The sequence below is a fragment of the Verrucomicrobiota bacterium genome (assembly GCA_016871495.1).
Lineage (GTDB): Bacteria > Verrucomicrobiota > Verrucomicrobiia > Limisphaerales > VHDF01 > VHDF01.
The window spans coordinates 1-12968 of sequence record VHDF01000057.1 but is presented as its reverse complement, the minus strand read 5'-3'; the positions used below and the strand labels follow the sequence as shown (position 1 = coordinate 12968).

The 12968-nt window shown below is 61.1% G+C and carries 10 protein-coding genes; 6 read left to right on the top strand and 4 right to left on the bottom strand.

The genetic code is table 11. The features are described from left to right. The first annotated feature begins 2 nt into the window (after nt 1-2). From FJ404_12900 to FJ404_12875, 6 genes are all read left to right on the top strand, one after another. Nucleotides 3-959, top strand: a complete 957-nt coding sequence (locus tag FJ404_12900; protein MBM3823763.1) for a DUF58 domain-containing protein — start codon at nt 3-5, stop codon at nt 957-959. Nucleotides 960-971: 12 nt separating this feature from the next. Beyond that, entirely contained in the window at nt 972-1568 is a 597-nt protein-coding gene (locus FJ404_12895; protein MBM3823762.1) for a hypothetical protein, read from the top strand. Continuing rightward, nucleotides 1565-2563, top strand: a complete 999-nt coding sequence (locus tag FJ404_12890) for a VWA domain-containing protein (GenBank protein ID MBM3823761.1) — start codon at nt 1565-1567, stop codon at nt 2561-2563. The genes FJ404_12895 and FJ404_12890 overlap by 4 nt, the downstream gene beginning before the upstream one ends. Beyond that, nucleotides 2560-4545, top strand: coding sequence for a VWA domain-containing protein (locus FJ404_12885; protein ID MBM3823760.1), 1986 nt, complete (start codon nt 2560-2562; stop codon nt 4543-4545). The genes FJ404_12890 and FJ404_12885 overlap by 4 nt, the downstream gene beginning before the upstream one ends. A 5-nt stretch (nt 4546-4550) precedes the next feature. Beyond that, nucleotides 4551-6431: a protein BatD gene (locus FJ404_12880; GenBank protein ID MBM3823759.1), complete on the top strand. Its 1881-nt coding sequence runs from the start codon at nt 4551-4553 to the stop codon at nt 6429-6431. A 143-nt stretch (nt 6432-6574) separates the two neighbouring features. Next, the gene (locus FJ404_12875) at nt 6575-7372 is read left to right on the top strand and encodes a hypothetical protein (GenBank protein MBM3823758.1); all 798 of its coding nucleotides are present in this window, start codon (nt 6575-6577) and stop codon (nt 7370-7372) included. On the opposite strand, the gene FJ404_12870 is transcribed toward FJ404_12875, so the two are convergent. The 4 genes from FJ404_12870 to FJ404_12855 are packed head-to-tail and all read right to left on the bottom strand — an operon-like array spanning nt 7362 to nt 12664. Next, nucleotides 7362-8879 (bottom strand): DUF1501 domain-containing protein, encoded by a 1518-nt coding sequence (locus FJ404_12870; protein MBM3823757.1) that lies wholly within the window; start codon nt 8877-8879, stop codon nt 7362-7364. The genes FJ404_12875 and FJ404_12870 overlap by 11 nt on opposite strands. A 12-nt stretch (nt 8880-8891) precedes the next feature. Further along, nucleotides 8892-11681 (bottom strand): DUF1553 domain-containing protein, encoded by a 2790-nt coding sequence (locus tag FJ404_12865; GenBank protein ID MBM3823756.1) that lies wholly within the window; start codon nt 11679-11681, stop codon nt 8892-8894. Continuing rightward, nucleotides 11678-11902 carry a hypothetical protein gene (locus tag FJ404_12860; protein ID MBM3823755.1) on the bottom strand — a complete coding sequence of 75 codons (225 nt, stop codon included), beginning with the start codon at nt 11900-11902 and terminating at the stop codon, nt 11678-11680. The genes FJ404_12865 and FJ404_12860 overlap by 4 nt, the downstream gene beginning before the upstream one ends. Before the next feature lie 18 nt (nt 11903-11920). After that, nucleotides 11921-12664: a hypothetical protein gene (locus FJ404_12855; protein MBM3823754.1), complete on the bottom strand. Its 744-nt coding sequence runs from the start codon at nt 12662-12664 to the stop codon at nt 11921-11923. Between the last annotated feature and the right edge of the window lie 304 nt (nt 12665-12968).

Here is a 12968-nt window from a genome sequence, read left to right as displayed (position 1 = left end):
CGATGATTCCCCGCGAACTCCTGCGCAAAATCCGGCAGATTGAACTGAAGACCAACCGGCTCGTGACCGAGTCGCTGGCGGGCCAGTATCACAGCGTCTTCAAGGGCCAGGGCATGAACTTCGACGAGGTTCGCGAATACCAGCCCGGCGACGACGTGCGCACCATCGATTGGAACGTCACCGCCCGCATGAACCACCCGTTCGTCAAAAAATTCGCGGAGGAACGGGAACTGACTCTCATGCTGCTCGTGGACTTGAGCGCGTCCGGCCTCTTCGGTTCCGTGAGCCAGTCTAAACGCGAACTCGCGGCCGAAATCGCCTCGGTGCTGGCGTTCTCCGCCACCCGGAACAACGACAAGGTCGGCCTCATCCTGTTCACGGAGGAAGTCGAGCAGTTCATTCCGCCGCGGAAAGGGCGCCGACACGTGCTCCGGGTCATTCGCGACATTCTTTGTTTTGAACCGAAAAGGCGGGGTACGGACATGAACTCCGCGCTGGAGTTTCTTTCCCGGGTGACCCGCCACCGGGCCATCGCCATCCTGCTTTCCGATTTCTTGGGCGAGTCCGCCCCCAACCGTTCGCGCATGGAAGCGCATCTGCGGCGCAAGTCGGTGTTGTCGAGCACCCTCGCGCAAGCGTCCTTCACGGCCCTGCGGCAGGCCAATCGCCGCCACGACGTGGTCGCCATTCAAACCCTGGACCGCTTCGAACACGAACTGCCGGCGCTGGGCCGACTGATCCTGAAAGACGCGGAAACCGGCGAGGTGGTGGAAGTGGACACCGGCGATCCGCGCAAGCGGCAGGCTTTCATGGAGCGGCGGGACAGGTCCCAGGCCGAACTGACCAAGCTGCTTCGTTCGGCGCGCGTGGATTTCGTGCAAGTGCGCACCGACCGGCCCTACGAGCTCGAGCTGGCGCGCTTCTTCGATTTGCGCGAGAAGCGACGGCAACGCGGATAAGGAGGCGAGGCGGTGAGTCAACCATCCCCATCCAACGTCGTCATCGTTCCGCCTCGGGGAACCAACCAAGCCGTGGAAGGATTGCGTCCACCGCGAGGGCTTGTCGACACAGGCATGTCCTGGGCGTGGCTGGGATGGCTGGTTCTGGCGCTCGTGCTGGCGGGGTTGGTCTGGGCCATGCTCAAACGGAGGAAGCGACGGGTTGAATCGCCTCCTCCCCCGGTGCCGCCCGTGCCCGCGCATGTGCGGGCGCGCGAACGCATCCTCCAGGCGCGCGCCTGGATCGAACAACCGAAGCCGTTTTGCATCGCGGTCTCGGACGCCTTGAGGCTCTACCTGGAGGAAAGCCTGCGCTTGCGCGCTCCGGAAAGGACGACCGAGGAATTCCTCGATGAACTGCAGGCCTCGGCCCAATTGAGCCGGGAACAAAAGCGCGCCCTGGCCGAGTTCCTGGAACGATGTGACCTGGTGAAATTCGCTCGCGACGAACCGTCCCTCCAGGATTTGGAAGCGTTGCAAAACTCGGCGCTTCGGCTGGTCGATGAAACGGCGGCGTTTGCGGGCGCCGCGGATGTGCCCCGCGCCCCGGCTGGAGGAGGGCCGTCATGATCCGCTTTGCCCAGCCCTGGTGGCTGTTGTTGTTGCTGTTGATTCCCCTCCTTGCCTGGTTGCGCGGGCGGGTGGGTCGCGAAGCGGCGTTCCTTTACTCCTCGGTGCAGCTCGTCAAGGGCATCGCCGGGATCACTCGTTCAAGTGTGGGCGCCTGGCTGGTCCGTTTGCGCTGGCTGGCGCTGGCCGCCTTGATCGCGGGACTCGCCCGTCCCCAATGGACCTTTGGCGAATCGAAGATTCGAGCGAGCGGCATCGATATCGTCGTGGCCCTGGATATTTCCGGCAGCATGGCGGCGGAGGATTTTCAACTGCAAGGCGAGCGGGTCAACCGGCTGGTCATCGCCAAGGACGTTCTTTTGAAATTCATCCAACGCCGCGAGAATGATCGCATCGGTCTGGTGGCCTTTAGCGGACGCGCTTACATCGCGGCCCCGTTGACCTTGGACCACACCTTCCTGGCGCAGAATCTGGAGCGGCTCGATTTGGGCCAGATCGACGATGGCACGGCGATCGGGAGCGCGCTCGTCGCCGCCGTCAACCGGCTGCGGGATCTGCAGAGCAAGAGCAAGATCGTCGTGTTGATGACGGACGGCGTCAACAACGCGGGCAAGGTGCCGCCGCTGACGGCCGCGGAAACGGCCCAAGCGTTGGGGGTCAAAGTCTATGCCATAGGCGTGGGCACACGCGGAACCGCCCCCTTCCCGCAGACCGACATGTTCGGCACCAAGCGCTACGTGCCGGTTCCCGTCGAAATCGACGAGGAAACGCTGAAGAAAATCGCCGCGAACACCGGAGGTCGTTATTACCGGGCGGACAGCACGGACACATTGCGATCGATTTACGACGAAATCGACAAACTTGAAACGACCGAGGTGGAAGTGAAACGATTCCTCCGCTATGAGGAACTTTATCCCTGGTTCGTCCTTCCGGGGCTGGCGCTGCTGTTGCTGGAAATGATTCTCGCGCATAGCGTGTGGAGGCGGCTGCCATGACCTTCGCCCATCCTCACATTCTCTGGCTGATGGCCATCGCGGTGCCTGCGGTGGCGCTCTTCCTGATCTGGGCCTGGAGAACACGCCAGGCCTTGATGCGCCAATTCGTGCAATCCCGGCTGCTGGCGCAACTCACCGTCGGTGTCTCTCCAGCACGCCAAAAGATTCGCGCCGGACTGCTCGTCGGCGCCGTGGCACTGCTTTTTCTGGCCCTGGCCGGACCTCGCTACGGATTCGAATGGGAGGAAGCCCGGCAACGCGGTTTGGACATCGTGGTGGCCATCGACACCTCCCGCAGCATGCTCGCCACCGACCTCGCCCCCAACCGGCTTGAACGATCCAAACTGGAGGCGATGGATTTGCTGAAACTGGCTCGAAACGACCGGCTCGGGTTGGTGGCGTTCGCGGGTTCCTCTTTTCTCCAATGCCCGCTCACCCTGGACGAGGACGCGTTCCGGCAATCGGTCCAGGTCCTGGATACCAGCATCATTCCGCAGGGCGGCACCGATCTGGCGGGCGCCATCAAGACCGCCCTCACCGCGTTCAAGGACGAAAAAGACAACCACAAGATCCTGGTGATTTTCACCGACGGTGAAGACCACGAAGCCGGAGCGGTCGAGGCGGCTCGCGCCGCGGCCAAGGAAGGGTTGAAAATCTTCACCGTGGGCGTGGGAACGGCGTCAGGAGAAATCCTCAAGGTCCGGGACGAAAAGGGCGTGTCCGACTTCTTGAAGGATGGTTCTGGAAACGTGGTCAAATCTCGCCTGAACGAGCCCCTTTTGCAGGAATTGGCGACCTTGACCAGTGGGTTCTACCTTCCCTTGAAGGGGACCAAAACCATGGCCACGCTCTACGAGCAGGGGCTGGCGCCCTTGCCAAAATCGGAATCCGATTCCAAATTGCTGAAAAAATATCACGAGCGCTTTGCCTGGCCCCTGGGCCTGGGCATTCTCCTGCTGATGATCGAGTTGTTTATTCCAGACCGCAAACGACCGCCCGCCGCGCCGAACACGCCGGCAACGAGTTCGTTGCCCTGGGGACAAGGGTCGGGCACCGCGATCGCCATCCTGCTCTTGCTGACAGGCCTTCCCGTCGTCCAGGCGTCCACCTCTTCAGCGAAACAAGATTTCGAGGCGGGTCGATACAAGGAATCCGCGCAGAAGTGGGACAAACTCGCCCAAGCCAAACCCGACGACGCGAAACTTCGCTTCAACGCCGGCACGTCCGCCCTCGCCTCAGGCCAACTCGAGCAGGCGGCCGGCCATCTGGAAGCCAGCCTCGCCACTCCCGATCTCGAACTTCAACAACGCTCCTATTACAACCTCGGTCACGCGCTGTTCCAAGGCGGCGAACAATCCACGGACGCCCAGGAGAAACTCAAGCAATGGGAGAGTGCCCAATCAAGGTTCGAAAGCGCCCTCAAACTCAAGCCTGCCGATGCGGACGCCGCTCACAATCTGAATTACATCAGGAATCGAATCGAAGAGCTCAAGAAACAGATGGAAAAGAAGAAGGACGATTCCCAAAAACAAGACAGCAAGGACGAACGGGAGGACGACGACAAACCCGACTCCAAGGAAGGCGAGGAGAGGTCCAAACAAGACCAAGGACAGCCGGATCAATCGGATCGAGAGCAGGATTCGAAGAAAGATTCCAGGTCGAAGGGCGAAGAGGGCGAACCCGAGGACGAGAAGAAGGGCCAACAGGAACAACAACCTCAGAAGGACCCTAAAGAGCCCGAACCTTCGGAGAAGAATGCCAAGGAATCCAAGGATCAAAACAAATCCTCGGACTCGGCGCAGCAGGAAGGGTCCGAAGGATCGCCCGCTCAACAAGGATCCTCGACTGCGGCTCAGCAAGGCCAGATGACTCCCGATCAGGCGGCGAAAATTTTGGATGCCCAAAAAGGCGAGGAACGCGCGATGATCTTCGTGCCGCCGAAGTCGTCGAAACAAAGGGTGCGGATCCTCAAGGATTGGTAAGAGCGATGACGCGGTTGATCTCCATCCTCTGCCTCGGGTTGGGATTGGGCCTTCTCGCCAGAGGAGCCTCGTTCACCGCCACCTTGGATGAATCGACCACGTTCGTGGGGGAATCCGTCACCCTCTCGTTGTCCTTCGAAGACATCCAGGTCCAGGCGGTCCCCAACTTCAGTCTGCCGGAGGGTTTGCAGATTTCCTTTGGCGGCCAGAGCCGCAACTTGGGCTTCTACAACGGGAGGCGCAAAGACACGCTGGTCTTCAACTATCTGGTCACGCCGCTGCGCGAAGGAGAATTCACGATTCCTTCCCTGACCGCGAGCGTGGGGGGGCAATCTTTCTCCACCCAACCCCTCAAACTGACCGTCGTCAAGGAATCCAGCCAACCGGTCCAGAATGACCCCATCAAGCAACTGGCGTTCGTCCGGCTCATGACCCCGACCAACACGTTCTATGTGGGGGAAATGTTTCCCGTGGAAATCAGGTTGTATTTTCAGAATGCGCAAGAAATCCACATGCCGCAACTGAAGGGCGACGGCTTCACGTTCGGCAAGATGCCCAAACCCAGGGAACAAAGCGTGCAGTTGGGCAGAAAGGGCTACCGGCTTTACAATTTCAAGGCCACCGCCGCCGCCGCGCGAGAGGGCAGCTTAACCCTGGGGCCGGCCGAGATCTCCGCCACCATCGGGATCCCGCAGCAACGCCGGCGCACGCGCGACGAATTCGGCGGTGACCTGTTCTCCTCCCTTTTCGGAACCGGCATCGAATGGCGGCGGATGACGCTCAAAAGCGACGAGGTCAAGCTCAAGATCCTACCCCTCCCAACCGAAGGCAGGCCGGCCCACTTCTCGGGAGCGGTCGGCCAGTTTGGCCTGCAGGTCAACGCCGCACCCACTTCCCTCGCCGCCGGCGATCCCCTCACCCTCCGCGTTCAGATCAGCGGCAAGGGCGGATTCGACGCCCTAGCCATGCCCGCGACCAGCGGCCAAGAATGGAGCGATTTCAAAGTCTATCCGCCCACCAGCAAAGTGGAGACGGGAGACGAGTTGGGGATCCAAGGAACCAAAACCTTCGAGCAGGTCCTCATCCCGGAGTCCACCTCCGTCCGGCAGCTTCCCGCCATCGACTTCAGTTACTTCGATCCCGAGGCGAGAACGTATCGAACCCTATCCCATCCAGCCATCCCGCTGCAAGTGTCGGGCGGAAGCGCGGCCTCAGCCCAGCCGACGGTGCTGGCCACTTCGCCCGCCGGAACGCAGCCGGACTCGGCTCGACGCGACATCGTTCACATCAAACCCCACCCGGGAACCTTGGCGGCGATCTCCACCCCGTGGATTGAGCGTCCTCTTTACTGGCTGCTGACCGTTTTGCCCTTGCTGGGATGGATTGGCGCAGCCATTTGGAAGAGCCAGAATGACCGGATCGAGCGCGATCCGCGATTGCGTCGCCGCATGGAAGTGGACCGCCGCGAGGCCGAAGGCATGGCCGTCCTCAGACAGGATGCGGACCGCTCGGATTCCCAGGCATTCTTTGCCGGCGCCTTTCGATTGCTTCAAGATCGGCTGGGGCAAAAGCTGGACCTTCCCGCTGCCTCCATCACCGAGTCGGTGATCGAGGAGCATCTGGAAAAGTTGGGCGCACCCATGGAATTATGCGCCGACCTTCGAGCGTTGCTGCAAGCTTGCGATCAAGCGCGGTTCGCCCCGGTCCAGAGCGCCTCCGAACTCAGGTCATGGCTGGACCGGCTCGAACTCGGGTTGGGAGCGTTGGCTGATTGGGAACCAGGCTCTAACCCGCATGTTTCACATTCGACTGGGTTGGAAAACGCTCCCCACCGAGATTCAACAATGCGGGTTAGATCGAACCGCGCTCCCCGTTCAACAAACTGATGCCATCCCCATTCCACACCCAGTTGGAAGGAATTCTTCCTCAGACCACGCCTCCAGGATGCGTTTTCGTGCGACAAGGGCGCGGTTTCCTTAGCCCGGAAATTCCCAGTCGCGAAACAAGCATGAAATTTCCGGGCTAAGTCATGAGGAAGCTTTGGGTTTGGTGTCTCTTCGCCGAGTTGACCGGCTGGTGCGCCTGGGGCGCGGGGACTCCTCCCGCCACCCACGAACCTTCCGCCCTGGTCGTCAGCTTTGACAGCGCGAATCAACTCTACGAAAAGCAGGAGTTCCTGGAAGCCGCCCGGGCCTACGAAGCGCTGATCGCGCAGGGCAAAGGCTCGGTGGCCGTGTTCTTCAACGCTGGGAACGCATGGTACAAAGCAGGCCGAACGGGACGCGCGATCTTGCATTACCGGCGCGCCGTTTTGCAGGCCCCGCGCGATCCGGACATTCGCGCCAATCTTCAGTTCGCCCGGGACCGCTCGGGATTGACCCAGCCGCCGCTTGCCAACCTGCTGGAAGAAGTCGTTTCAAGACTTCGCGCCGACGAATGGGCCGCCCTCTTCGCGTTGAGCGTCTGGACCTCGCTCATCATCCTGATCGCCTTGAAAATCAAACCGGGCTGGACCAGCGCCTTGCGCCCCTATGGGGTGGCCTCCGTCTTGTCCGCCTTGCTCGCCGGGGGTGCGCTTGCGGCGTGGTGGCACGCGCATCGGAGCACGGAACGTTATGTCGTGGAACTCTCCGCCACCGGACAAACCGTCCTGCACGCCAAGTTCGGACCGCTGGAGGAATCCCAAACGGCCTTCTCGATGAAAGACGGCACGGAAGTCTTGCGCTCCGGCGTCAAAGGCGATTGGGTGCAAGTGACCGACAACGGCCAGCGCACGGGCTGGGTTCCACGCTCCAGCCTGGCCGGCATCCAGGAGGCTAGGCGATGATGTCGCGCACGACATTGCCGGCCACGTCCGTGAGCCTGAAGTCCCTGCCCGCGTAACGGTAAGTCAATCGGGTGTGGTCCATCCCGAGCAGATGCAGAAGGGTGGCGTGCAAATCATGCACGTGAACCTTCTTGTCCACCGCCAGGCGTCCGTAGTCGTCAGTTGAACCGTAGGCCATCCCGCCCCGCACGCCTCCTCCGGCAATCCACACGGAGAATCCCCCGGGATTATGGTCGCGGCCGTCCGCGCCGGCCTGAATGGTGGGCGTCCGCCCAAACTCCCCGCCCCAAAGCACCAGGGTGTCCTTGAGCAAGTCCCGCCGTTTCAGATCTTGAAGCAGGGCGGCGATCGGACGATCGACTTCCCCCGCGTTCCGTTCCAAATCGCGCTTCAAATTGGCGTGCTGGTCCCACTTGAAACTGTGGCTCACTTGAATGAAGCGCACCCCCCGCTCCACGAATCGCCGCGCGAGCAGGCATTGCCTCCCGAAATCGTCCGTGGCGGGTTGATCAATGCCATAAAGCGCCTTGGTCTCGTCCGACTCCTCAGAAAGATCGGTCAACTCCGGCGCCTCCGTCTGCATTTTGAAGGCGAGTTCGTAGGACTCGATCACCCCTTCGAGTTGAGGATCCCGATGGACTCTCGCGGCATGCGCTTTGTTGAAGGATTGGATCAAATCGAGTTGCTCGCGCTGGCTCGAAAGCGGCAAGCGCGCGTTGCGAACAGGCTGCCCAGCCTGCCCGATGGCCGTTCCCTGATACACGGCGGGCAGGAACGAACTGCCGTAATTCTGAGGCCCCCCCGTGATGCTCGAAGGACAAAGGGTGATGAATCCCGGCAAACTCTGATTCAGAGTGCCCAACCCATAAACAATCCAGGATCCCATGCTCGGCCGCACCAGGGTGCCGTGTCCGGTGTGGAGCTTGAGCACCGCCTGGCCATGATCAGGTTCCTCCGTGTGCATGCTGCGAATCACACAGAGGTCGTCCGCGCAATGCCTGGCCAATTCGGGAAAGACCGAGCTGATTTCCAATCCGCTCTGGCCATGCCGGGCGAACTCCCAAGGCGAAGCCAGCAGCTTGCCGGGCGCGGGTGCCGCGCCTTCCGCGCTCACGGGCATGCCCTTGCCGTCATGCTCCTTCAATTTCGGCTTGGGATCGAACGTGTCGACTTGGGACGGCCCCCCGTGCATGAAAAGAAAAATGATTCGCTTGGCCTTCGCAGGGTGATGAGTGGCCCGCGGCGCCAGAGGCTGAGTCGCGCCGCCCGAAACTGCCGTCGCAGCATGAAGCAAATCGGCGAGCGCAAGATAACCGAATCCACACCCGCAGCGCTTCAACAACTCGCGCCGGGTCAAGGCCACCGGCCTGTTCACGCTCGCGTATGCCGAATGGATACGGCTTTCTTCATTCCCCCTGCCAGCCACTCTCTCGCCGGCCGTGTCCGAGGCGGATGAGGCTGGTGGAAACGGCGGGCTCCCATCGTGAGAATCGTCGGCGATGTTCATCAACAAGGTCGGTCAGTTCAGAAACCGGAATTCGGTGGTTGCAAAGAGGACGTGAGCAAGTGCCCGCCACGCTTCCCTCTCCGCCGGACCCGCCGTCTCACCCGGACGGACCGGTCCGGGCTTGAATCTCGCCACGAAGTCGAGCGAACGCGACTTCTCGTCCGCATCGGGAGAACGGGATAAGGTCCTCAGAAAGAGCTGTTCCAGCCGGGCCGAGTCGGAGGGCAAGGCAGCGAGGGACTCCGACAGCGCTTGTGATTGCTCGTGCACAAGATCGCTGTTGAGCATGTAGAGTGCCTGGGTGGGCGCGGAGGTCTGATTGCGCTTAGCGGCGAGGGCGTGGGGATCCGCGAAATCGAAACTTTGCATCAGGTCGTCGAGATTGTTGCGCCGCACGGGAAGATAGACGCTCCGGCGAAAAGCCGCTTCCGCAGGTCCCATCACGCCCGCGGGCCGCGGCACTGCTCCCGCCGGAGCCGCGGTCAGCGAAGGCCCGCCCATCTGCAAATCAAGTTTGCCACTGGCGTGCAACATGGCGTCCCGAATCGACTCGGCTGGCAGACGGCGCACCGGCATGCGCGAAAACCATTGATTGTCGGGATCCTTCGCCAACGTTTCCGCGCCCGCGACCGTGGATTGCTGATAAGCGCTGCTCAAAACGATCTCTCGAATCAGCTTCTTGTGAGACCACCCAAGCGCCATGAAACGGGCGGCAAGATGATCCAGCAGCTCGGGTTGTGAGGGCCGTTCCCCCAACACTCCAAAATTATCCGGTGTGCCCGCCAGCGGCTTGCCGAAAAGATGCATCCACACGCGGTTGACCGCGACGCGAGCCGTCAGAGGATTCTGGGTCGAGCCCAGCCAATCCGCCAACTGGCGGCGGCCGCTTTCCTGCTCGGGAATCGCGGGCGCCTGCAGTCCGGCGGGCACCAGAATCGGGGGAATAGCCCGGGGCGCCACTTCACCAGGCCTTTTCACATCACCGCGCAGCCGCACTGGGGTGTGCGCCACCCGGCCTTCGGCCACCGCCATGGTCATCGCGGGACGAGGAGGCGCCTGATCCTGCAGTTCGAACAACTTCTCCTGCATGGTGAATGGATCCGTCCCGGGAGTGGCCATCATGTTCTGAGCATCCGTCCCCGCAGCCGGCTTCACCGAGGTCATTGCGGGAACCGCAGCTTCCAGAGAAAGAAACTGCACAGCGTCCGCCACGACAGACCCGCGTGTGCCCGCGTTCGAAACGACCACAGCCCCATTCGTGCCAGCCTCAAACTCAAACTCCCCAAGCGAAACGAACAACCGGTCGATCGGGGGCTCCTGGCGCTGGTCCAAAATCAGATTCGCCACCCCCGACTTATGCTCCACCCGCACGGGCACGTTGGTGGCACGGTTCCATGACGGCGGATAAGCAAAGCGGACTTCATAGCGCCCCGCCGCGGGCAGCACCGGTTGAAAACGGAGGCTCTTCTTTCCCTTTTCCCGGTCGCTATCCTGCAAGTAGTCGCTTTGAATGAAGCGGTTGGTCGAGCCGGTCGAGGAGCGCCAGGTACCCGTGGCAACCGCCTGGGTGTTGTCCACCAGGATGCCCCCCAGTTGATTGCTGCTGACGCCACCGGGAAGCGTCTTCTTGAGCTGCATCGCGGACCGAACCCGCGTGGAAAGCTCGGCCACTTCGCGCTGATGCTTCTCGTAGGCTTCCTGCTTTTCCTTCGATTCCAGCGGACGTTCCATCCAGGGCGTTCGAAGGGGTCCAGGGGCGGCCGCCTCGGCGCCCGTCCGGAGCGAAGCCGTGCTCGTGAAGATGCCCGCCAGCGCGTAATAATCCCGAAGAGAAATGGGATCGAATTTGTGATCGTGGCAGCGGGCGCAACTCACGGTCAACCCCTGGAATCCCCGCATCGTGACGTCGATTTGTTCATCCGCGACGTCCAGTCGCATTTTCTCCGGCTCCTCATTCAGAGTCTTGGGGCCAAGCGACAAAAATCCGGTGGCGGTCAAAGCCTCGAGTTGTGCTTCGAGACTCTCGGGTTGCAAGAGATCGCCCGCGAGTTGCTCCCGAATGAACACGTCATACGGCTTGTCGCGGTTGAAGGCGCCAATCACATAGTCCCGGTAACGCCACGCCTCTTGATACTCAAGGTTGGCTTCAAGTCCGTTGGAATCTGAATAGCGCGCGATATCGAGCCAATGACGCCCCCATTTTTCTCCAAACCGGGGCGAATCCAGCAAGCCATCCACCAGCGACTCGATCTTTTCGCGCGCGGGCGCTCCATTCCCGAAGGAGACGATCGCTTCGGTCGAGGGAGGCAAGCCCGTCAGATCGAACGAGAGGCGCCGAAGGAGATCGATTCCGCCCGCCTGAGGGGCGGGACGCAGTCCCATCGACTCCAACTTCGCAAGGATGAATCGATCCAAACCCTGTCGAGGCCAGTTTTGGGCGCGAACCTTGGGTTCAGGGGGTGCTTGCACACGCGTGAAAGGCCACTGCTTGCGGCTTTCGGCGAGGGAATTGCCGCTCGAACCGGCCGCGCCGCCTCGCGACTTGGGGTAGGCCGCGCCCGAGACCACCCACTGTTCAATCAACGCAATCTGATCGGCACGGAGCGGGTCCTTCGGCGGCATCTTGAACTCCGCGTCCGTATGCCGGATCGCTTGCACCAGCCGGCTGGAGTCGGGTTTGCCCGGCACCACCACTCCTCCGCCCTCTCCCCCTTTCAACAGGCCCTCCCGTGAATCGAGAGCGAACCCTCCCTTGACCTTGTCCGCTTCCCGGCTGTGACAGGAGTAACAATGCTCGATCAAAATCGGGCGAACGTTCTTCTCGAAAAATCAATTTCGGCTTTGGAAGGCTCGATCTCCTTGACTCGATCCGCCGCAAAAATCACGACAGGCCAAACCATGAACACCGCCCTCCACACGATCGCCCCTCCCATCCTGAGCCTGCCGCGCCCTCTGGCGCCACGGTTTCCCCAACCTGAAAAAAATCGCCCCCATCCGGTCGAGTGGGAGGGATGAGAAATCATGATGGAGGAGGAAGGCGACTAGTCCCGCCAAGCCACCCAGTCGTAAGTCTGCATCGTGCCCGTGAAGTCCGATTCGATGGTCCCTTTGATCAAGTCACCCATGGCCTTGCCTCGGTATCGGGCCGTGAATTTTTTTCCATCCCACTCGCGAGCGACATTGAACTTGATCTCGCCTTCCTTGCTTTCCAGATCGGTCACCGGAACTTCATCGTCAAACACGCGATTGTAGCCAAGCAACTTGCCGTTTTCAAACCGGAAGCGAACGGTGAGTTCGAGGGCATCGCCATCGCCGGCCTTGACTTGATACCGCCACAGGCCGCGCAAACCCGGCTGCCGCGGTTTCAAGGATTCCGGATTGCGGCTCGCGTTCCACTCCCTCTGCCGTGGCTCGCCGTCCCGCTCGAATTCCATGCGCCCCGCCAGTCGATGTTCCTTGAGCTCGCCTTGATAACGCGCCATCGACTTGTGTCCGTGAACCTCTCGCGGTACTTCGAAAGCCAGATTCGGCGGAGTAAAACTGAACTTCTGAATCGGAATCTGCTTGTTGTTTCGGCCCAGGATATAGCCGCTGTAATTGGTCCCGTCAGCGCGAACGCGCAGAGTCATGTCCACGACCTGCCCCGCCGGAGTGCTCCAACCCCATTTCCAAATCCCGACCGGCGTGGCGGAAGGGTCAGGCTCCGCCGCGGTCGCAATCCTCGTGTTAAGAACCAGCGCCACCAACGTGGTCCCCCAAACTCGTTTCCTGAAGTCGGTTTTCATGTCCCAGTCGGCATTTGACCGACAACGTAGGGCAGGAGAGAACGATTCTCAATTCCTGATTCACAGCCCCTGATCCACGGGTAATTCGGTAGCGATTCAAAAAAACCGCTTCAAGACGCATCAGATGTGAATTGTTCTCTTGCAATGTTATATACATCATGTATTTCTTGCGCATGCCAGCTCGCTTGCCCGTCCAAGCCAAGTCGCCGTTCGCCATCGATCCCAAGCCGCTCGACGAGACCGCTTCGTCTCATGCGGGGCTCTTGGCCACTTCGCGCGTCTATCGCTCGCTGAAGCTCCCCGA

What these genes read in the sequence shown, in the direction of transcription:
- FJ404_12900 (MBM3823763.1), top strand. Translation starts at nt 3, where the DNA reads ATGATTCCCCGCGAACTCCTGCGCAAAATCCGGCAGATTGAACTGAAG.
- FJ404_12890 (MBM3823761.1), top strand. Translation starts at nt 1,565, where the DNA reads ATGATCCGCTTTGCCCAGCCCTGGTGGCTGTTGTTGTTGCTGTTGATT.
- FJ404_12885 (MBM3823760.1), top strand. Translation starts at nt 2,560, where the DNA reads ATGACCTTCGCCCATCCTCACATTCTCTGGCTGATGGCCATCGCGGTG.
- FJ404_12880 (MBM3823759.1), top strand. Translation starts at nt 4,551, where the DNA reads ATGACGCGGTTGATCTCCATCCTCTGCCTCGGGTTGGGATTGGGCCTT.
- FJ404_12875 (MBM3823758.1), top strand. Translation starts at nt 6,575, where the DNA reads ATGAGGAAGCTTTGGGTTTGGTGTCTCTTCGCCGAGTTGACCGGCTGG.
- FJ404_12870 (MBM3823757.1), bottom strand. Translation starts at nt 8,879, where the DNA reads ATGAACATCGCCGACGATTCTCACGATGGGAGCCCGCCGTTTCCACCA.
- FJ404_12860 (MBM3823755.1), bottom strand. Translation starts at nt 11,902, where the DNA reads ATGATTTCTCATCCCTCCCACTCGACCGGATGGGGGCGATTTTTTTCA.
- FJ404_12855 (MBM3823754.1), bottom strand. Translation starts at nt 12,664, where the DNA reads ATGAAAACCGACTTCAGGAAACGAGTTTGGGGGACCACGTTGGTGGCG.